The sequence below is a fragment of the Limosilactobacillus viscerum genome (assembly GCF_947387525.1).
GTDB lineage: Bacteria > Bacillota > Bacilli > Lactobacillales > Lactobacillaceae > Limosilactobacillus > Limosilactobacillus viscerum.
Window position 1 is genome coordinate 23,497 of the sequence record NZ_CANDNW010000003.1, and the last position, 18,524, is coordinate 42,020.

At 44.8% G+C, this 18,524-nt stretch carries 18 protein-coding genes; 14 read left to right on the forward strand and 4 right to left on the reverse strand.

The window, feature by feature from the left end; all coding sequences use genetic code 11:
• Positions 1 to 4 precede the first annotated feature (4 nt).
• Positions 5 to 1,363, forward strand: a complete 1,359-nt coding sequence (locus QOS07_RS01605; protein ID WP_283587333.1) for an APC family permease — start codon at positions 5 to 7, stop codon at positions 1,361 to 1,363.
• An 85-nt stretch (positions 1,364 to 1,448) separates the two neighbouring features.
• Here QOS07_RS01605 and QOS07_RS01610 read toward each other — a convergent pair whose 3' ends face one another.
• Positions 1,449 to 1,940 carry a hypothetical protein gene (locus QOS07_RS01610; protein ID WP_283587259.1) on the reverse strand — a complete coding sequence of 164 codons (492 nt, stop codon included), beginning with the start codon at positions 1,938 to 1,940 and terminating at the stop codon, positions 1,449 to 1,451.
• A 227-nt stretch (positions 1,941 to 2,167) separates the two neighbouring features.
• On the opposite strand from QOS07_RS01610, the gene QOS07_RS01615 reads away from it, so the two are divergent.
• From QOS07_RS01615 to QOS07_RS01635, 5 genes are all read left to right on the forward strand, one after another.
• On the forward strand, positions 2,168 to 2,632 hold the full coding sequence (locus QOS07_RS01615; RefSeq protein ID WP_283587260.1) for a MarR family winged helix-turn-helix transcriptional regulator: 465 nt from the start codon (positions 2,168 to 2,170) through the stop codon (positions 2,630 to 2,632).
• 6 nt (positions 2,633 to 2,638) lie between these two features.
• Positions 2,639 to 4,399, forward strand: a complete 1,761-nt coding sequence (locus QOS07_RS01620) for an ABC transporter ATP-binding protein (RefSeq protein WP_283587261.1) — start codon at positions 2,639 to 2,641, stop codon at positions 4,397 to 4,399.
• Positions 4,365 to 6,200 (forward strand): ABC transporter ATP-binding protein, encoded by a 1,836-nt coding sequence (locus tag QOS07_RS01625; RefSeq protein WP_283587262.1) that lies wholly within the window; start codon positions 4,365 to 4,367, stop codon positions 6,198 to 6,200. The genes QOS07_RS01620 and QOS07_RS01625 overlap by 35 nt, the downstream gene beginning before the upstream one ends.
• 65 nt (positions 6,201 to 6,265) lie before the next feature.
• The gene (locus QOS07_RS01630) at positions 6,266 to 7,288 is read left to right on the forward strand and encodes a serine hydrolase domain-containing protein (RefSeq protein WP_283587334.1); all 1,023 of its coding nucleotides are present in this window, start codon (positions 6,266 to 6,268) and stop codon (positions 7,286 to 7,288) included.
• A 161-nt stretch (positions 7,289 to 7,449) separates the two neighbouring features.
• Positions 7,450 to 7,908, forward strand: a complete 459-nt coding sequence (locus QOS07_RS01635; RefSeq protein ID WP_283587263.1) for an arginine repressor — start codon at positions 7,450 to 7,452, stop codon at positions 7,906 to 7,908.
• A gap of 92 nt (positions 7,909 to 8,000) precedes the next feature.
• Here the strand turns inward: QOS07_RS01635 and QOS07_RS01640 are convergent, their stop codons facing one another.
• The 3 genes from QOS07_RS01640 to QOS07_RS01650 all read right to left on the reverse strand — a co-directional run bounded on the left by QOS07_RS01640 (position 8,001) and on the right by QOS07_RS01650 (position 11,035).
• Complete coding sequence (locus QOS07_RS01640) at positions 8,001 to 8,771, reverse strand: SDR family NAD(P)-dependent oxidoreductase (protein WP_283587264.1); 771 nt, start codon at positions 8,769 to 8,771, stop codon at positions 8,001 to 8,003.
• 219 nt (positions 8,772 to 8,990) lie between these two features.
• Positions 8,991 to 9,698, reverse strand: coding sequence for a type 1 glutamine amidotransferase (locus QOS07_RS01645; RefSeq protein WP_283587265.1), 708 nt, complete (start codon positions 9,696 to 9,698; stop codon positions 8,991 to 8,993).
• The gene (locus QOS07_RS01650) at positions 9,698 to 11,035 is read right to left on the reverse strand and encodes a Mur ligase family protein (RefSeq protein WP_283587266.1); all 1,338 of its coding nucleotides are present in this window, start codon (positions 11,033 to 11,035) and stop codon (positions 9,698 to 9,700) included. Before QOS07_RS01650 ends, QOS07_RS01645 begins: the two co-directional genes overlap by 1 nt.
• A gap of 170 nt (positions 11,036 to 11,205) precedes the next feature.
• On the opposite strand from QOS07_RS01650, the gene QOS07_RS01655 reads away from it, so the two are divergent.
• From QOS07_RS01655 to atpB, 8 genes are all read left to right on the forward strand, one after another.
• Complete coding sequence (locus QOS07_RS01655) at positions 11,206 to 11,793, forward strand: thymidine kinase (RefSeq protein WP_283587267.1); 588 nt, start codon at positions 11,206 to 11,208, stop codon at positions 11,791 to 11,793.
• 2 nt (positions 11,794 to 11,795) lie between these two features.
• Complete coding sequence (prfA, locus tag QOS07_RS01660) at positions 11,796 to 12,884, forward strand: peptide chain release factor 1 (RefSeq protein WP_283587268.1); 1,089 nt, start codon at positions 11,796 to 11,798, stop codon at positions 12,882 to 12,884.
• The gene (prmC, locus tag QOS07_RS01665; RefSeq protein ID WP_283587269.1) at positions 12,877 to 13,740 is read left to right on the forward strand and encodes a peptide chain release factor N(5)-glutamine methyltransferase; all 864 of its coding nucleotides are present in this window, start codon (positions 12,877 to 12,879) and stop codon (positions 13,738 to 13,740) included. The genes prfA and prmC overlap by 8 nt, the downstream gene beginning before the upstream one ends.
• Positions 13,741 to 13,745: 5 nt before the next feature.
• Positions 13,746 to 14,774 carry an L-threonylcarbamoyladenylate synthase gene (locus tag QOS07_RS01670; RefSeq protein WP_283587270.1) on the forward strand — a complete coding sequence of 343 codons (1,029 nt, stop codon included), beginning with the start codon at positions 13,746 to 13,748 and terminating at the stop codon, positions 14,772 to 14,774.
• Positions 14,775 to 14,865: 91 nt separating this feature from the next.
• Positions 14,866 to 15,501, forward strand: coding sequence for a uracil phosphoribosyltransferase (upp, locus tag QOS07_RS01675; RefSeq protein WP_283587271.1), 636 nt, complete (start codon positions 14,866 to 14,868; stop codon positions 15,499 to 15,501).
• A 113-nt stretch (positions 15,502 to 15,614) separates the two neighbouring features.
• Positions 15,615 to 16,727, forward strand: coding sequence for a YibE/F family protein (locus tag QOS07_RS01680; RefSeq protein ID WP_283587272.1), 1,113 nt, complete (start codon positions 15,615 to 15,617; stop codon positions 16,725 to 16,727).
• Positions 16,724 to 17,482 carry a YibE/F family protein gene (locus QOS07_RS01685; RefSeq protein WP_283587273.1) on the forward strand — a complete coding sequence of 253 codons (759 nt, stop codon included), beginning with the start codon at positions 16,724 to 16,726 and terminating at the stop codon, positions 17,480 to 17,482. Before QOS07_RS01680 ends, QOS07_RS01685 begins: the two co-directional genes overlap by 4 nt.
• Before the next feature lie 318 nt (positions 17,483 to 17,800).
• Positions 17,801 to 18,508, forward strand: a complete 708-nt coding sequence (atpB, locus tag QOS07_RS01690; protein ID WP_283587274.1) for a F0F1 ATP synthase subunit A — start codon at positions 17,801 to 17,803, stop codon at positions 18,506 to 18,508.
• Positions 18,509 to 18,524: the final 16 nt, after the last annotated feature.

The window sequence follows — 18,524 nt, forward strand, 5'->3', positions numbered from 1 at the left end:
TTTGATGAAAGATAATGGTACTCAAGAAAACCAAAAGACGTTAGGGTTACTTGACTTGGTAGTTCTTGGTATCGGTGCAATTATCGGTACTGGAATTCTAGTTCTAACAGGAATTGTCGCAGCGCAGGATGCTGGTCCAGCGGTGATCCTTTCGTTCTTAATTGCAGCGGTTGCGAGTGGCTTGATTGGCCTGTGCTATGCTGAATTAACCACCAGCCTGCCTAATTCAGGAAGTGCCTTCTTTTATGCCTGGGTATCAATTGGCAATGTCGCGGCCTTTTTGGCTGGTTGGACATTGATTGGGGTGTATGTAACAACTACCGCAACAGTTGCTAACGGGTGGACCGGTTACTTTAGCTCCTTTCTTAGTGAGTTAAATGTCCACCTTCCAAATAGTCTATTGGCTGCTCCTGACAAGGGTGGGATAATTAATCTTCCTGCTTTTATCATGGTTTTATTGATCGCCTTTATCCTCACGCGAGGAACAAGTGAAAGTAAGGTGGTCAATAATATCTTGGTCGGGGTTAAGCTATTAATTATCCTTTTGTTCCTGGTGGTTAGCTTTCGGGATATCAATGTGGCAAATCTTCATCCCTTCTACCCATATGGTGTTTCTGGTGTGTTCACTGGTGCATCAGCAGTCTTCTTTTCGTTCCTCGGCTTTGATGCCTTAGCAACGTCGGCGGAAGATGCCAAGGATGTTAACCGGACGTTGCCATTAGCGATTGTAATTTCACTGACGGTGTCAACCTTACTTTATATCTTGGTTGGCTTTGTAATGACCGGAGTTTTGAAGTATAAGCGCTTAAATGTTTCTGAAGCCATGTCCTACGTATTGCTAGACAAAGGGCACGTGCTAGTAGCACAAATTGTTTCTTTCGGGGCAATCCTCGGAATTATGGCGGTCGTTTTTGCGTTCATCTATGCTGGCTCTAACATCATTAAGTCGATGAGCCGGAGCAAGTTTTTACCAGAAACATTAGCAACGTTAAATAGCAAGACGCATAGTCCTAACCGTGCAATTTGGTTAGTGGGAATCCTTGCTGCGGTACTGGCTGGTGAATTTGACCTTCACTACCTAGCATTAATTTCCAATGTCGGTTCGTTGGTGGTGTTCTTCTTAATTTCAGCAATTGTAATTATTATGCGTAAGCGTTATCCAATGCTTGAACGACCATTTATGGTACCAGGTGGAACAATTATTCCAATTTTATCGATGATCGTTTGCTTGGTTCTCCTGGTAAATATTTCACTCAATGCATGGCTTACCTATCTTGTATGGTTACTGGTAGGGGGAGTAGTCTACTTCCTCTATGGCCGCAAGCATGGTGATAGCTTTACCAGCGATGATTATGACTTATAACAATTAACGGTATCTCAGTAATATTTGGAGCTAACACAAAAGGGCCGTGACAAATCTGCTTTGCCACGGCCCTTAGTCTTTTAAATTACTTATTTTCGAATTGACCAGTTACGGGGTTCATTTGTTGAACTTTGTTAGTTACTGGATTGAAGTGGTACAAACCATCAAGGTGAGAGATGTTTGGATCACCCTGGCTGTCACGAACTTCAACTTGGTAGTTGTCCTTATTGTTTGTTTGACTAACAATGTATTGAGCATCCTTGCTCTCCTTAACACCACTAGCCTTTACAAATTGGTTAACAACTTGTTCGTCTTGGTTGCTAGTACTGTTTGATTGGGCAGCGTAACTTGCTTGCGTCTTTGCACTAGCTTGGTTGCTGCTGCTTGAGCTTTCTGTAGCAGTTTGAATACTTGAACTAGAAGCTTTCTTATTTGAAGTCTGTGAGACCTTAGTTGTTTGCGGATGACTGCTGACTTTGCTTGCTGGTGCCGCATTATTGCTTGCACAGCCAGCCAAGCCAAGTGCCATTAGGGCAACCAATGAACCACTGATAATTTTCTTCTTCATCGTAAACATAATTACAACCCCCGTTCTCTCAAACGCTCTTATGCTTTTTAATTTTATAAATTAAATTCAATTAATAATTTCTTTACAAGTATATTGTAATACTTTTGAAACATTTATGTAATAGTTTCGATACTTTAAATTAAAATTCTTGCAATTTTTATCGTAAGGAGTAAGATGTAAAATCGTTATGTACCTAATCATTATGTACCGAACGAAAATTAAAGGAGGAAAATGCGATGGTAACGGCAGATGACCGGTTGTTTCAGCAGCTTTTCTGTCTAATTGCTGAGATCCACCATGTAGCGCTTAAAAGGCCAGCCAATAAGGCTAGCTTTCGTGGCCAGGGGCGGTTGATTCACTTGCTTGCTCACAATACGGGAGTTTCACAGCGTGAACTAGCTACCTTAGCACAGGTTAAACCCGGATCAATCAGCGAAGTACTTGAGCGGTTGGAAAAAAATAAAATTGTTGAACGATGGCGTGATGAAACGGACCGTCGAATTGTCCGCGTTAAGCTTACGGCGAAGGGAAAAGAACTTTACCAGGAAAACCTGGCAACACGGCAGCAATTTGAAAGGGAATTATTACAAAAGGTTACCGCTGAGGAGCGGAAGTCATTTTTAAATGTTGTTCAGAAAATGCAAAAACAGTTAAAAGCCAATTATGGCGACCTGTTGCCGCAAGAATGGAGAGGAGTGTAAGCAAATTTGATAAAAATAGCACGGAAAAACTTAACGGGCTGGGCAACGACCTTGGCCGTCTTGTTCTTGATCGTCCAAGTTGCTTGTGACCTTTACCTACCAACAATTACTTCGGAGCTAGTTGATAAAGGAATCATGCAGAAGAATATGCCATATGTTTGGCGCGATGGGATTTATATGTTAATTGTTGCCGCAATTGGGCTTGTTGCCGCGGCCGGCAATGTTTATTTTGCCTCAACGCAAGCGATGAAAGTTGGGGAAAAGCTCCGTCAGCAAATCTTTCACCGGGTTCTCCGCTTTTCTAGCAAGGAAATCAATGAGTTTGGTGACTCATCCTTAATTACCCGGTCAACCAACGACATCGTTCAAATTCAGAACGTGATGGTACAGGTGTTACGGATGATGCTTCAGTCACCAATTATGTTAGTGGCGGCGATTGTCCTGGCATATGTCCGTGAACCACGATTAACCAGGGTATTCTTAATTAGTTTGCCAATTCTGGCAATTGTAGTGGTTGCGGTAATGTACTTCGCGGTCCCACTATTCAAGAGTATTCAAAAGAAAACTGACCGGATCAACCTGATTTTCCGGGAAGGATTAACGGGGGTGCGGGTAATCCGGGCCTTCCGTGAAGAACAGCGTGAGCAGGGCCGCTTTAAGGTTGCCAACCACGATTACACCCAGACCGGGATCAAGGCCTTTACGCTGGTTTCGTTTCTCTTTCCGGTAATGACCCTAATCCTCAGTTTAACCAACGTCGGGATCATCCTGTTAGGTAGTCGGTTAATTGCCGGAATGACGATGCAGGTTGGGAACCTGATTGCCTTTTTGACTTACGCCACGCAGATCATGATTAGCTTTATGATGCTCTCAATGATTTTTGTCTTTGTACCACGGGCTTCGGCTTCTGCGGCGCGGGTTAATGCGGTACTGGAGCAACCGATCTCCGTTGACGATGCCCCAGCGGACCAACAGGTAAAAATTGCCGCTGGCCAACCTGCCAGTTTAAAATTTGACCATGTTGACTTTCGCTACCAGGGTGCTGAAAAATTGGCACTTCATGATCTTAACTTTGATGTGCATGCCGGGCAAACACTGGCAATTATTGGTGGAACCGGTTCTGGTAAGTCAACCCTGGTGAACCTGATCCCCCGTTTGTTTGACATTGAAATTGGTCGAATTGAGGTCGACGGTCAACCAATCGAGAAATTGAGCCAGCACGACCTTCATGAGGTAATTTCGATCACCCAGCAAAAGGCGGTATTGTTCTCAGGTACCATCCGTTCAAACCTGCAGTTTGGTAACGAAGCAGCAACAGATGACGAAATGTGGCATGTACTAGAAATCGCCCAGGCGGCTGACTTTGTCAAAGAAGCAGGTGGACTTGATGCGCCGGTTGAACAAGATGGTAGTAACTTCTCCGGTGGTCAACGGCAACGGTTGGCCATTGCCCGGACGATTATTAAGCCGGCTTCAATTTATATTTTTGATGATTCCTTCTCCGCATTAGACTTTAAGACCGATGCAGAGCTACGGCTAGCCCTCCGTAAGGATCCACAAATCCAACAGGCGGTTACCGTTATTGTTGCTCAGCGGGTATCAACGGTTGCGGATGCCGACCAAATCCTCGTAATTGACGAAGGTGAGGTAGTCGGACAAGGGACCCACGATGAATTGAAGGCCGAGAATAAGACTTACCAACAAATTGTTGATTCACAAATTCAGAAGGGAGATGAGGAGCGTGCATCGCGGACCAAGAAAGATTAACAAGCCAAAACAATTCTGGCCAACGACGAAGCGGCTCTTTGCTTATCTCAGTCCCTGGAAATTTGGGGTAACCTTTTCAATCATCCTGGCCATTGCTTCCGTCATCCTCTCCATCGTTGCTCCAAAGATCCTTGGTGAAGCAACGACGGTTATTTATAATGGTGTGATGAAGGGGTACCGGGAGATAAAGGCCGGTCAGCATCTGACCAGCTTTCCAATCGACTTTCACCGGATTATTCAGATTGGGATAATTGTTATTCTTCTCTATGTTTTCTCCGGCCTGTTTAGTTTTGCGCAACAGATTATTATGACCCGGATTTCCCAAAAGGTGGTTTACAACCTCCGCCAGGACCTGAAGGAGAAGATGGGCCGTGTACCGGTTAAGTTTTATGATACCCACAGTAACGGGGACATCATGAGCCGTATGGTTAACGATATGGATAACATTGCTGGAACTCTCCAGCAAAGTCTGATCCAGATTATTACCAGTCTGATTACCTTCTTTGGTGTCCTTGCCTTAATGATCTCAATTAGTTGGAAGCTAACCCTCGTGGCATTCATTATGATTCCACTAAGTTTACTCGTGGTAGCCTTTGTTGCCCCAACTGCTCAACGGCTCTTTAGTCGGCAACAAGCGGCACTGGGTAAAATCAACGGGCAGGTTGAAGAAACTTATGCTGGCCACACCATTGTCCGGACCTTTAATAAGGAACAAGATGAGGAAAAACAGTTTGCGGGTAAGAACCATGAGTACTACCAAGCAGCCTGGAAGGCGCAGTTCTTCTCTATTTTGATTTTCCCACTGATGAACTTTATTAAGAATTTAGGTTACTTAATGGTGGCGGTTGTTGGTGCCTTTGCGGTCATTAACGGCCGGATCACCCTTGGTAACGTCCAGGCCTTCCTGCAATACACCAACCAGTTCTCCCAGCCAATTACCCAGATTGCCAACCTGAGTAGTACGATCCAGCAAACAATTGCTTCTGCTGAACGGATTTTTGAAGTACTTGATGCTGATGAAATGGATGAAACAGTCATCAAGGACCAACCAACCACAGAGCAACCAGTACCAAAGGTTGAATTTAAGGATGTGCAATTCAGTTATGGTGAGGAGCCGCTGATTGAAGACTTTAATTTAAAGGCACCACGCAATCACATGGTTGCCATTGTCGGACCAACTGGTGCTGGTAAGACGACCATTATTAACCTTCTGGAACGGTTCTATGAGATTCAGGGTGGCCATATCTACCTTGACGGGCATGATACCCGGTCAATGACACGTGAAGAACTGCGGAAGCACATCGGGATGGTTCTTCAGGATACCTGGCTCTTTACTGGGACAATCTATGACAACATCAAGTATGGCCGTGAAGATGCCACGGAAGAAGAAGTTTACCAAGCAGCGAAAATGGCCTATGCTGATAGCTTTATTCGTGAGCTGCCAAATGGCTACCAAACCGTGCTGAACGAGTCAGCTTCAAATATCTCGCAGGGGCAACGGCAACTGCTGACAATTGCCCGGGCCTTCCTGGCTAACCCTGATATTTTAATTCTGGATGAGGCCACCAGTTCTGTTGATACACGGACGGAGGCCTTGATTCAGACGGCGATGAATGATTTGCAGAAGAACCGGACTAGTTTCGTGGTCGCTCACCGACTATCGACTATTCGTAATGCTGAACAAATCATCGTGGTTAACCACGGACACATTATTGAAACGGGGAACCATGACCAGCTAATGGCTAAAAACGGTTTCTATGCCGACCTGTACAATAGTCAATTCCTCGGTAACAATATTTAATAAAAACTGCTGTGGTAGAATAAGTACCTACTACAGCAGTTTTTTAGTTTAAAGAAGGTAAAATGATGAAGCCATATTCGCAAACAGTTAAGCAGTTGAACACACTAGTCCATGATGGAGTGGTTCCCGGAATCAGTTACCTCATTTTTGAAGGACAGGAACAACTTCGGCAGGTACGGGGACTTGCACAAACGCGACCGTTTCCCGAAGCGTTGGAAGAGGGGATGGATTATGACTTGGCCTCACTGACGAAGGTAGTGGGGACGGTACCAGTGGTTGCAATGTTACTCCAGGAAGGAAAATTAACGCTGGAGGACCCGGTTCAAAAATATCTACCGGAATTTACGGATCCCCGACCAACGATTCGTAATTTGATCACGCATACTTCTGGTATTGCAGGTTATATTCCGCACCGTGATGAACTGGGACCAGTTGAGCTAAAGCATGTTTTCTTAACCCAAATGCACGTTAATTCCTCGCTGAATCGGCAAATCAGGTATGCTGACGTGAACTTCCTGTACCTGGGGTGGATTGTTGAACAAATTTGTCAGGCCCCGGTCCAGAAGGTAATAGCTGAGCGGGTGTTAAAACCACTAGGGATGCGCGGCGCTACCTTTAACCCCGTAGCTAGTAAGTGTGTGCCAACGGAAATTCAGCCAAAGCGTGGGCTAATTCGGGGGACCGTGCACGACCCGAAAGGCTATATCCTTGGTGAACACTGCGGTTGTGCAGGATTATTTGCCACCCTTGACGACCTGACGACCTTTAGCAGGGCGCTGATTGAAGAAAACCTGGCCGGCCTCTTGAAGCCTGCAATGGTTGATGCATTTTTTATGGATCAAACACCAATGGCTGGTGAACATAGCCGGTCATTAGGGTGGAAACTGTTACATTCACGGGAAGCCGACCACCACTTGTTAATTAGTCATACTGGCTATACGGGTACCTGGCTGATCCTTGACCGACAGAGTGATCGGGGGATAATTGTACTAACAAACCGGGTTCACCCCACTGCTAAGAACCAAGCCTACCTTGACCGGCGTGATAAAATATTCGCCACCTACTTGCATGAAATGCAACGTCCCTAATTTTTATACAATTAATTAGTGAGGAAACCGGAAAGGGATAAAACCGCCGCATTGACCATTACTACCGTTGACATCTTTTGCTAAAATGATTATTATAATTTATAATTAATCCAAAAAATGAATAAAAATTAAATTTTGCTGTGAAGGGGGACAACAAGATAATGGACCGTAAAGAACGCCGTAAATTTATTGCGCAGTTAGTAAATGAAAGAAAAATTGAGACCCAAGAAGAACTACTGCAATTATTAACGGATGCCGGAATCGAGACTACACAGGCAACAATCTCACGTGATATTCATACGTTAAATATCGTTAAGGCTAGTGATGGGACAGGTCATACCTACTATGTTCAGCTGCAAAAAGATCCAGCACATAACTATGACCGTCTTTATCTTGGTATCCGCAATAATGTTCAGTCAATTGAGACGGTCCAGTTCTTAAACGTGGTTAAGACCGAGCCTAACTCTAGCTATGCGACGATTTTGGCAGGGATGTTTGATGAGCTTGATGTCCCAGGGGTAATTGGTACGTTGGCTGGTAACGATACCCTAATTTTGATTAGCAAGACGGCAGAAGACGCCAAAAAGGTTTATGATTTAATCACTGACCACATGAATTGACTAATATAAAAAGGATGAGCCCGGGAGAAATTTCAGTTTCTTCGCAGGCTCATCCTTTTTGGATTTGTATTAAGAAAATTCGATTTTACCACTTATCCCCGAACGGATTGTCCACCATCAACGACTAACTCTGCACCATTGATGAAACGAGCTTCGTCGGATGCAAGGAAGACAACCGCGTAGGCAACATCTTCAGGATTACCTAAGTAGCCGAGCGGGATTCCCTTAATTAACGCATCTAGTTTTTCCTTGTTTAGGGTAAATTGTTGCATCATTGGGGTAACAATCCAGCCAGGTAGGACTGAATTAACCCGAATATGGTATTTCCCAAGGTCACGAGCGGCACCCTTAGTAAAGGCCCGTGAAGCACCCTTTGAAGCAGTGTAAGGGGATGCTCCTGCAATCCCCTGGACACTTGCTAAGGATGAAATATCAATGATGGCACCCTGCCCATTCTTCTTCATATATGGGACCACGTGTTTCATCCCTAAGAAGTGCGCCATCGCGTTGGTATTCATGTAGCGGTACCAATCTTCAACCGTTGAGTCCGTTAAGCCACTAGTTTTATCAGTGGTTCCAATTCCGGCATTGTTGACCAAAATATCGATTTTGCCAAACTTGTCGACTGCCTGCTTAACAATGTTAACCCAAGCATCTTCACTGGTGACATCACTAGTAATTGAAAGCAGGTTGTCACCAAACTCCTTTCTAAGTTCGGCATCCTTTTTGGTTAAAAGGTCATTTTGGATATCAGTAGCAATGACCTTGGCACCCTCTTGTAGGAAAATCTTTGTTTCCATTGCACCTTGGCCACTGGCGGCCCCGGTAATAATTGCGACTTTGTCTTGTAGTCGTCCAGACATGCTAAATTACTCCCCCTGAGTTGTTAATACGTTAATTAGATAGTTACAAACTAATTGTATGCTCAGTGGTAAGTATCCGGCAAGTATTAATATTTTGAATATGACAAATTTATCATTGCTTTTTTATGAAATTTTAAAATGTGAGCAGGGGGGATAGCGCTGTATTCAACAAGAGGGGCGTGACAAAACTCGGTTCTGTCATGCCCCCTTCAAAGAATATTAGAATGTTGGCTTAATTAATAAGGATCGTTGTGTGCTCAAGTCAGCAGCAGGATACTTATTATGAAGCGCGGTAAGAAGAAGATGCTTGGCGATTTCCCCGTTTCGTGTCAGGATCGGACCGTGGAAGTAGGAACAGTAAACTTCCTTATAAATAGCTCCTTCTGTACCATCTTCACCATTATTACCGTTTCCGGTGATAACTTTACCCAGCGGCCGTTCACCCTTACCAAGAAAGGTTCGGCCATTGTGGTTTTCAAAGCCATGGTATTCGTTGCCAGTCTTTTCATCCTTAATGGTGATATTACCGATAAAACGATGATTATCCTGGCTGAGTGTATAGTGGTCGAGTAACCCCAGACCAGGAATCTTTTTCCCATCGGCACCAATATAAAAATGACCGAGTAGCTGGTAACCACCGCAAATTGCTAACAAGGGCTTTCCATCATTGATAAACTTGCTAAGCGCCGCCTTTTTATTTGGCAAGTCTTTTGAAACCACGTATTGTTCATAGTCTTGGCCGCCGCCGAAAAGGGCGAGGTCGAACTCATCGGGGTTAAATTGATCACCAATGCTGATTACCGTTGTGTTAATCGCTGTGTCCATCCGGATGGCATAATAACGGAGCGCAATGATGTTGCCAACGTCACTATAGGTGTTAAGAAGGTTGCCGTACAAGTGGGCAAGGTTAAGCTGATATTTTGCCATTAGTCCATCCCTCCCTTGATATAGCCTTGTTCTGCTAAAATCTTTCGAAGCTGGAGGACCGCGGTGTAGGTGGCAAGCAGGTATACCTGGTCGGTTGGCAATTGTTTAATCCGGTCAACCACCTTGGTAAGGTCCGGCTCTTCCCAAAGATCACTAACTCCCGCCATCGTTAACCTGGTGGAAATATCCTTGTAGCGTTCACCACCAGTAAAATACTGCCGAACGTCATTGTGGGTGAACTGCTCAAAGTTGCCGTCCCAGATCCAGCTAGTGTCGATTCCATCAGCATAATTTGCATTGAGGAGGAAGCCAAGACTGAACGGGCGCAGATCAGTTGCAATCATGTCGAGCACTTGGTTAAGACCAACCGGATTCTTGACGAGGACCATGGTCACCTTTTTGTCACCAATGTTGATCACTTCCTGCCGACCAAAGACTCGTTCATCGCTTTCAAAGGCTTGTTTAATCTGTGCGGGACTAACGTTAAAGTAACGCCCAAGTGAATAAGCCGCCAGGGCATTGTAGATGTTGTAAAGACCGCCAACCCCGATTGTATATTCCTGACCATCAATCGCAAAAGTTGAACTGGTAGGTGTAAGTTTGTTTAGGCTGGTCACTGCGTATGTTAACGGTGGCCGGTGGAAACCACAGTGCGGACAGAAGTAGGCACCAAGGCCGGCGTAAGTCCGTAAGTGGTAATGTAAAATGTGCTGACATTTTGGGCAGAGTAAGCCATCAGTATTAGCCGGGGCGTCGAATGCCGGCCGGTGCTGGTGATTAAAGCCATAGTAGATTACCGGGTTGGGTAAGCTGTCGGTGTTAAAGAGCTGCTCATCACCATTGGCAATAATGGTGGCCTTGGGTGCTCGCCGTACCCCCGCCAGAATTTTACGGTAGGTAGTATAGATTTCACCGTAACGGTCCATTTGGTCACGGAAAATATTAGTAAAGACAAAGGCTACCGGTTTAATAAACTGGGTCACCTTAATTACGTTTGCTTCATCGACTTCTAGTACCGCCAGCCCCTTTTTATGTGGCCGGGGAGCGGTAATGAAGGTAGTTACGATCCCCTGTTCCATATTTGAACCGGTGGGATTGGTAAGCACTTGCTCATACTTACTGCGAAGTACCCGGACACTTAACGCAGTCGTTAGGGTCTTCCCATTTGTCCCAGTAACGATTACGAGGTCGTATTTTTTGCTAAATGAATGTAGAATGTGGGGATCAATTGTGAGGGTTAATTTTCCTGGCAATGAGCTCCCACCATTGCGGAAGCGGTGGAGGAACCAGTAACTAGACCGGCCGATTGATTCGGCAAATGTACTGCGAATTGACATTTGACTGACTCCTTTCAGGTCCCTAGGTAAATAATTTAAACTAATTTTACCCTTATTATTCGAAAAATCAAAATGATTTCGGTAGAATAGGTTGGGGCGTAGCGAAGTATTTAAAAGCCTGCAGCTTTTAGATATAATAAAAGTACTATGCATAAAAGGGGAAATCACACGTGGCACAGCTGTTTTTTAAATATGGTGCAATGAATTCTGGCAAGTCAATTGATATCCTCAAGGTTGCTCATAACTATGAGGAACAGGGGAAGCCGGTTGTCTTAATGACAAGTGGCGTTGATAACCGCTCTGGACAAGGGATTATCGCTAGTCGGATTGGCCTCAAACGGAAGGTTCAACCGGTAATGGACGATACCAATATTTACGATTATGTTAAGAATGTTGACCATCAGGTGTACTGTGTGCTGATTGATGAGGCCCAGTTCTTAAAAAAGAGGCACATTTTACAGTTGATCAAAATCGTCGATGAGTTAAATATCCCGGTAATGACCTTTGGCCTCAAAAATGACTTCAAGAATGAATTGTTCGAGGGGTCTAAGTACCTGTTAATTTATGCTGATAAGATTGAGGAAATGAAGACAATCTGTTGGTTCTGCCCACATAAGGCAACCATGAACTTACGGATTCACGACGGCAAACCAGTTTACGAGGGTGAGCAGGTCCAAATTGGTGGCAATGAATCCTACTATCCAGTTTGCCGTAAACATTACTTCCACCCACTACTAGGAAAGAAAGAGGAGAATTAATAATGGAAATTGCAGAGATCTTTGACAAGCTTCAAGCAGTTGCCGACCGTTATGATGAATTAAACGAGTTAATCAGCGACCCGGAAGTTATTGCCGATTCACAACGGTTCATGAAGCTTTCCAAGGAGGAAGGTAGCCTCCGGGAAACGGTTGAAAAATATAATGAATACAAGCAAGTTACCCAGACCATTAAGGATGACGAAGAAATGCTCCGGGAAACTGACGATCCAGATTTGACCGCGATGACCAAGGAAGAACTTGCTGATTCGAAAGAAAAACAAGCACAGTTAGAAAAGGAACTGGAAGTTTTGCTTATTCCAAAGGATCCAAATGATGATAAGAACATTATCATGGAAATCCGTGGTGCCGCTGGTGGGGATGAAGCGAGCCTTTTTGCGGCCGACTTATACAACATGTACCTTCACTATGCTGAAAGACAGGGCTGGAAGGTTGAAGTGGTTGATAAGAACGAAACCGAAGTTGGTGGCTTTAAGGAAATTGCCTTAATGATTACCGGTGATAAGGTTTATTCAAAGTTAAAGTTTGAAAATGGTGCCCACCGGGTTCAGCGGGTACCGGTTACTGAATCGGCCGGGCGGGTTCACACGTCAACGGCAACGGTTGGTGTAATGCCAGAAGCCGAGGACGTTGATGTTGACCTTGATCCAAAAGATATTCGGGTTGATGTATATCGTTCTAGCGGTGCTGGTGGTCAGCACGTTAACAAGACATCATCAGCTGTCCGGATGACCCACTTGCCAACCGGGATTGTCGTTGCCATGCAGGATGAACGGTCACAGCAGCAAAACCGTGCCAAAGCGATGCGGATTCTGAAGTCACGGGTTTATGACTACTACCAACAAAAAGAGCAGAGTGCTTATGACGAAAAGCGGAAGAACGCAATCGGTACTGGTGACCGGTCAGAACGGATCCGGACCTACAACTTCCCCCAAAACCGGGTTACTGACCACCGGATTGGGTTAACGTTGAATAAGCTCGATAAGATTATGGCTGGGGACCTCGATGAAATTATTGAAGCATTGATTGTGGCTGACCAGACGAAGAAGCTGGAGCAACTACGCAATGAGTAACGGGTGGACCTATTTTGCTGCCCAGCGGTGGGCAAAGGCACAGCTGAATGGTAGTGAAGTTGATCCTAATGCTCCCCAGTTTTTACTCCAGCAACGGATGGGTTGGGATGATACGCACCTTTTACTCCATAACCGTGACCAGATGCCTTTTGAAGAGGAGAAGTGGTTTAAGAATGCGGTTGCTCAGCTTCTGGATGATGTGCCGGCGCAATATATTGTTGGTACGACCAACTTTTATGGTCGGCAATTCACGGTTACAAGGGATGTCTTGATCCCTGAACCCGAAACGGCCGAACTAGTTGAGTGGGTGCTCGCAACAATTCCTGCCGACCGAAATATCCGGGTACTGGACCTGGGAACTGGCAGCGGTGTAATTGGAATTACGCTTGCGTTGGAGCGGCCACAATGGTCAATCACGCTGAGTGACATTTCTCGTGCGGCCCTGAATGTCGCACGGGAGAATATGGAGCGGTATCGCCTTGACCTCCCGTTGGTTGAGAGTGACCTCTTTGATCGGCTTCAAAAGCGGTTTGACCTAATCGTTACTAATCCACCATATATCGATCGTGATGATACGGCGGTGATGGACCGGTCTGTTTTAGACAACGAGCCTGCAATTGCGTTGTTCGCTGATGAACACGGGCTCGGCTTCTACCACCGACTCTTTGCGACGGTTGGTGACCACCTGACAGCTGGAGGGCAAGTCTTTGGTGAAACTGGTTATGACCAGGAAGAGAGTATTCAAGCACTGTTAAAGCAGTGTGATCAACAGGCCAAAATGGCAGTTCGCCATGATGTGGCTGGTAAAATGAGGATGGTACACGCATGGAATTTTTCTGGCACAGGAGGAAATTAGCAAAAATGAACACGAAAATATATCAATTAAATCAAATTGATGAAGCGGCGGCAGCAATCCAACGCGGGGAACTGGTTGCTTTTCCGACAGAAACTGTCTATGGATTGGGGGCCGATGCAACGAACGAACAGTCAGTAAAGAATGTTTATTTAGCCAAGGGCCGACCTAGCGACAACCCGTTGATCGTTCACGTCAATTCGGTTGCAATGGTTGAAAAATACGCGGCGGAAATTCCTGCCAATGCCCGTAAGCTGATGGAAAAGTTCTGGCCGGGTTCCTTGACCATCATCCTGAAGATTAAGAAGGGTGCTTTATCAAAGACGGTTACGGGTGGCCTATCAACGGTTGCCTTCCGTTTCCCTGATTGTCAGCCAACGCTGGACTTAATCGGTAAGGCCGGTGTTCCAATTGTTGGCCCGTCTGCCAATACTTCCGGTAAGCCGAGCCCAACGACTGCCCAGCACGTTTACCACGATTTAAATGGTAAGATTACGGGAATCCTGGATAATGGACCAACACGGGTAGGGGTTGAATCGACCGTCCTTGACATGTCAACTGATACACCAGTAATCTTGCGTCCTGGTGCGGTCACAAAGGCGGACATTGAAAGTGTCATTGGTTCAATTGACCTTAACCATCACAAGGTAGGCAAAAATGAAATTCCAAAGGCACCGGGGATGAAATACAAGCACTATGCACCGAGTGCACAAGTATATATTGTTGATGAGGGCACTGACTGGAAAAAAGTTGCCAAATGGGTTGGCCAGCAACCGTTCGATGTTGGCTTTATGGCAGAGGGGAAGATCCTAAAAGAATTATCGCTGCCAATGAATGCCGTTCAATTCTCGCTTGGCGAAGGTGTTAAGGATGCCAGTGCCCGGCTCTTCGATGGCTTGCGTGAATTTGATGATGAACATAACGTTAAAGCAATTGTTACCGAGGCATTTTCGGCACGGGACCTTGGTCGGGCTTACATGAACCGGCTGAACAAATCTGCTGGTGGTGTTCATTTTGACCCCCAGCAAGTAAAATAATGAGCAAACATTCAAAAAATACTGTGAGAAGCTAACAACTTCTCATTTTTTTTGGTAAAATAGTGGAGAAATTCAAAGGAGTGTTTTTGTCATGGGCAAATTTGAAGTTATGGATCACCCACTGATCCAACACAAGTTAACAATGATTCGGGACAAGAATGTTGGTACAAAGTTCTTCCGCGAGACCGTTAAGGAAATCTCAACCCTGATGGCCTATGAAGTGGCACGGGATATGCCACTTAAGGATGTTGAAATTGAAACGCCAATTGCGAAGACCACCAAGAAGGAACTTGCTGGTAAGAAGGTCGCAATTGTTCCAATCTTGCGTGCCGGTTTAGGAATGGTTGATGGAATGACGGAGTTGATTCCAGCAGCTAAGATCGGTTTTATCGGCATGTACCGTGATGAAAAAACTTTGAAGCCACACGAATACTTTGTTAAGTTGCCAAATGATATTACGGAACGGCAATTATTTATCGTTGACCCAATGCTTGCTACCGGTGGTTCAGCAATGATGGCAATTGATGCTTTGAAGAAGCGTGGTTGCCAAGAAAAGAACATGAAGTTTGCTTGCCTCGTTGCAGCACCAGAAGGGGTAAAGGCAGTTCGTGAAAAGTATCCTGACGTTGATATTTATGCTGCCGGCTTAGATGACCACCTTAATAAAGATGGTTACATTGTTCCTGGATTAGGAGATGCTGGGGACCGGCTCTTTGGTACCAAGTAAGTTTAATTATTAAGAGCAACCGTTACAAAAAGGTAAAACTTTGCAACGGTTGCTTTTTTTGTGCTCACGGAAGCGTACAATGACAAATAGTTTGATTTGAAGGGGATGCCAAGATGCGAAACCGTTATTGGTCACGAAAACGGCTGGTACTACTAGTGGGATTGCTAGTAGTCGGGTTATTTGCAATGCTGTTTGTCAGTCACAACCAGCGCTTTTACCAACGACCGATTGCCCAGGTTGAAAAAGTACGGGCGGGTTCCGTCCAGAAAACAACCGACCAGTTTAAAAACGTGGACCACGAGCACCAGCAAACGTTAACGGTCCGACTATTAAATACCCGCTACCGTGGTGAAGAATTAGCGGTAAGCAATACTTATAGTGACTCACAACCGATGGACCAAAAATACAAACGGGGAGACCAAATCTTCTTAACCCAGCTAAAGAAGTCCCGAGGGAAGCTCAGTGCTAATGTTGCAGGTTACAAACGTGATGGGGTAATTGTCTTCCTGCTGTGGTTAGTTTGCTTACTATTGTTAATGATGATGGGTAACGCTGGTGCCTTTGCACTTCTTAGTGTGATCGTGAATGCCTTGCTGTTTGTATTGGCAATTGTGATCGACCTAAAGAATAATGGTGAACACGTGATGCCGATCTTTGGAACACTAGCAGTGATTTTTACGGGGGTCAGTCTCTTCTTGATCCTTGGCCCAACAAAGAAAATGCTGGCTACTTTTGGCGCAACGGTGATTGGTACCTTTGTTGCGCTCGGAATTAGTCTCTTGGTCTTTGCATTAACGCATGAACGTGGGATCTATTATGAGTCAATGCAGTATGTAACCCAGGTACCGCGTCCACTATTTATTGCGGAAACTTTACTGGGTTCGCTCGGTGCGGTAATGGATGAATCAAGCGATATCATTGCGACTCTGTTTGAATTAAAACAGTTAAACCCGCTTGTTTCCTGGAAGGAATTATTCATGTCAGGGAGAAACGTTGGTAAATCAATCATGGGGCCGCTAGTTAATGTTTTATTCTTAATTTTCATGGCTGATACGTTTACAAGCAGCTTGCTGTACATTAAAAACGGAAATTCCTGGGGCTATACTTTTGCAATGAACATGAGCCTAGGGACGGTTCAAAGTCTTGTCAGTGGAATTGGAATTGTCCTAGCAATACCGCTGGTTAGTGCGTTTGGTGCATTGCTATTAGGGAGGCGAAGCAAATGAGTACAATTACGGCACTGGGGCTAGTGTTATTAATCTTGATGGTATTAGTCGGCGGAAAGCAGGGGTGGAGTGCCTTTATCAGCCTCCTGTTGAACTTTGGCTTCCTCTACTTTGCAATTGTGTTGATTGCCTTTCACGTTCCACCGCTATTTGTCACCATCACCACCGGTATCACAATTTTGGCGATTACCATCTTCATGGGTGAAGATGATTTGCGGACAACGGTCACGGCCTTCTATGCCTCGTTGATTGTCACGGCGGTACTAATTGCGCTGATCTTCTTTGTTGAACACTGGGCAATGGTGCAGGGCTTTGGGACTGAAGATAGTGACGACCTTGAGGGAATGTCAATTCTAATTGGGATCAGTTACTTCAAGGTCTTAATCACGGTCACAACGCTTAGTACACTTGGTGCGATTGCGGAAGCGGCAATGGCAATTTCCGCTGGTTTAACTGAAATTCTAACAACCCACCCGCAGGTTCCTAATTCCCAGCTAATGAGCAGTGGGTTGGCAATTGGGCGACAGATTATCGGTACCACTTTCAATACCTTGTTCTTTGGCTTCTTTGGTGGTTTCCTTGCCCTCTTCATTTGGTTTGCGGGGCTCCATTACTCGATCGGCACAATTATGAATAACAAAATTTTTGTTGCTGAGATGATCGAAATCCTGATTTCATTTGTCGGGGTTCTACTAACTGTACCAACTACCGCATGGATCATGACCAAGCGGCGGTCTAAAATTGTTAATGAATAAGTATTCAGCATTACTACTAGGAAGAGAAGTTCTTCCTTACTATGTAATGCTTTTTTGGTTTAAATGGCGATAACAGGAAAAATTAAAGAACAGTTAGTCAGAATAAAAAAACGAACCTGCGGAAACGCTAAAAAAGCGTCAGAACCGCATAATGGCGGAAAAAACAGAATGGAGAAAATGTTCTATTTACTTAATGTTTTTTGATATTTAAAGAAAATAATGATATATTAACTATCGTAACTTGGGCTAATTCGTTTTCTTTGCGACGTATCCAATTTACAGCCAAATTATTGTTATAAGGAAAGAGGTGGAATATGAATGGGCGGTGATGCTTTGACTTTTAAGCTTTTCGGACTCACGTTCAATACAACGAATATTGTTTCTGGACTGATTATCTACGCAATCGTGTTCTTCACTCTTTACGGGATGTCACGAAAGATTCAAATGAAGCCAAAAGGTGCTCAAAACGTACTTGAGTGGTTGATTGACTTCACGAACGGGATTGTCCGGAGTCAGATGCCGGCATCAGAACAGGGCCACTATAGTTTCTTTGCCTTTGTTCTCTTTGTCTTCATCTTCTTCGCTAACCAATTCGGTTTGCTGTTCCAATTCCATTGGAATGGAGTCGAAGTGCTTAGAAGTCCAACGGCAGACCCAGTCGTAACGTTAACATTCTCACTGATGGTAATGGCATTGGCACACTTTGCCGGGGTTGCACACAATGGTCTAGGTGGTTACTTAAAGAACTACACGAAGCCATTTACGTTGATGCTCCCAATTAACATCATTGAAGACTTTGCTAACTTCTTGACGCTTGGTCTCCGTATCTTTGGTAACATTTTTGCCGGTGAACTGTTAATGAGTTTAATCGCCAATATGGCATTCTCACATGGTATTTTGACAATCATTCCGAGTCTTTTGCTCGAACTTTGTTGGCAAGGATTCTCAATCTTTATCGGTTCAATCCAGGCATATGTCTTTGTAACATTAACGACGGTTTATATTTCTCGGAAGGTTTCCGAATAATAATCTCTAAGGAGGA

What these genes read in the sequence shown, in the direction of transcription:
- QOS07_RS01605 (WP_283587333.1), top strand. Translation starts at nt 5, where the DNA reads ATGAAAGATAATGGTACTCAAGAAAACCAAAAGACGTTAGGGTTACTT.
- QOS07_RS01610 (WP_283587259.1), bottom strand. Translation starts at nt 1,940, where the DNA reads ATGTTTACGATGAAGAAGAAAATTATCAGTGGTTCATTGGTTGCCCTA.
- QOS07_RS01615 (WP_283587260.1), top strand. Translation starts at nt 2,168, where the DNA reads ATGGTAACGGCAGATGACCGGTTGTTTCAGCAGCTTTTCTGTCTAATT.
- QOS07_RS01625 (WP_283587262.1), top strand. Translation starts at nt 4,365, where the DNA reads ATGAGGAGCGTGCATCGCGGACCAAGAAAGATTAACAAGCCAAAACAA.
- QOS07_RS01630 (WP_283587334.1), top strand. Translation starts at nt 6,266, where the DNA reads ATGAAGCCATATTCGCAAACAGTTAAGCAGTTGAACACACTAGTCCAT.
- QOS07_RS01635 (WP_283587263.1), top strand. Translation starts at nt 7,450, where the DNA reads ATGGACCGTAAAGAACGCCGTAAATTTATTGCGCAGTTAGTAAATGAA.
- QOS07_RS01640 (WP_283587264.1), bottom strand. Translation starts at nt 8,771, where the DNA reads ATGTCTGGACGACTACAAGACAAAGTCGCAATTATTACCGGGGCCGCC.
- QOS07_RS01645 (WP_283587265.1), bottom strand. Translation starts at nt 9,698, where the DNA reads ATGGCAAAATATCAGCTTAACCTTGCCCACTTGTACGGCAACCTTCTT.
- QOS07_RS01650 (WP_283587266.1), bottom strand. Translation starts at nt 11,035, where the DNA reads ATGTCAATTCGCAGTACATTTGCCGAATCAATCGGCCGGTCTAGTTAC.
- prfA (WP_283587268.1), top strand. Translation starts at nt 11,796, where the DNA reads ATGGAAATTGCAGAGATCTTTGACAAGCTTCAAGCAGTTGCCGACCGT.
- prmC (WP_283587269.1), top strand. Translation starts at nt 12,877, where the DNA reads ATGAGTAACGGGTGGACCTATTTTGCTGCCCAGCGGTGGGCAAAGGCA.
- QOS07_RS01670 (WP_283587270.1), top strand. Translation starts at nt 13,746, where the DNA reads ATGAACACGAAAATATATCAATTAAATCAAATTGATGAAGCGGCGGCA.
- upp (WP_283587271.1), top strand. Translation starts at nt 14,866, where the DNA reads ATGGGCAAATTTGAAGTTATGGATCACCCACTGATCCAACACAAGTTA.
- QOS07_RS01680 (WP_283587272.1), top strand. Translation starts at nt 15,615, where the DNA reads ATGCGAAACCGTTATTGGTCACGAAAACGGCTGGTACTACTAGTGGGA.
- QOS07_RS01685 (WP_283587273.1), top strand. Translation starts at nt 16,724, where the DNA reads ATGAGTACAATTACGGCACTGGGGCTAGTGTTATTAATCTTGATGGTA.
- atpB (WP_283587274.1), top strand. Translation starts at nt 17,801, where the DNA reads ATGGGCGGTGATGCTTTGACTTTTAAGCTTTTCGGACTCACGTTCAAT.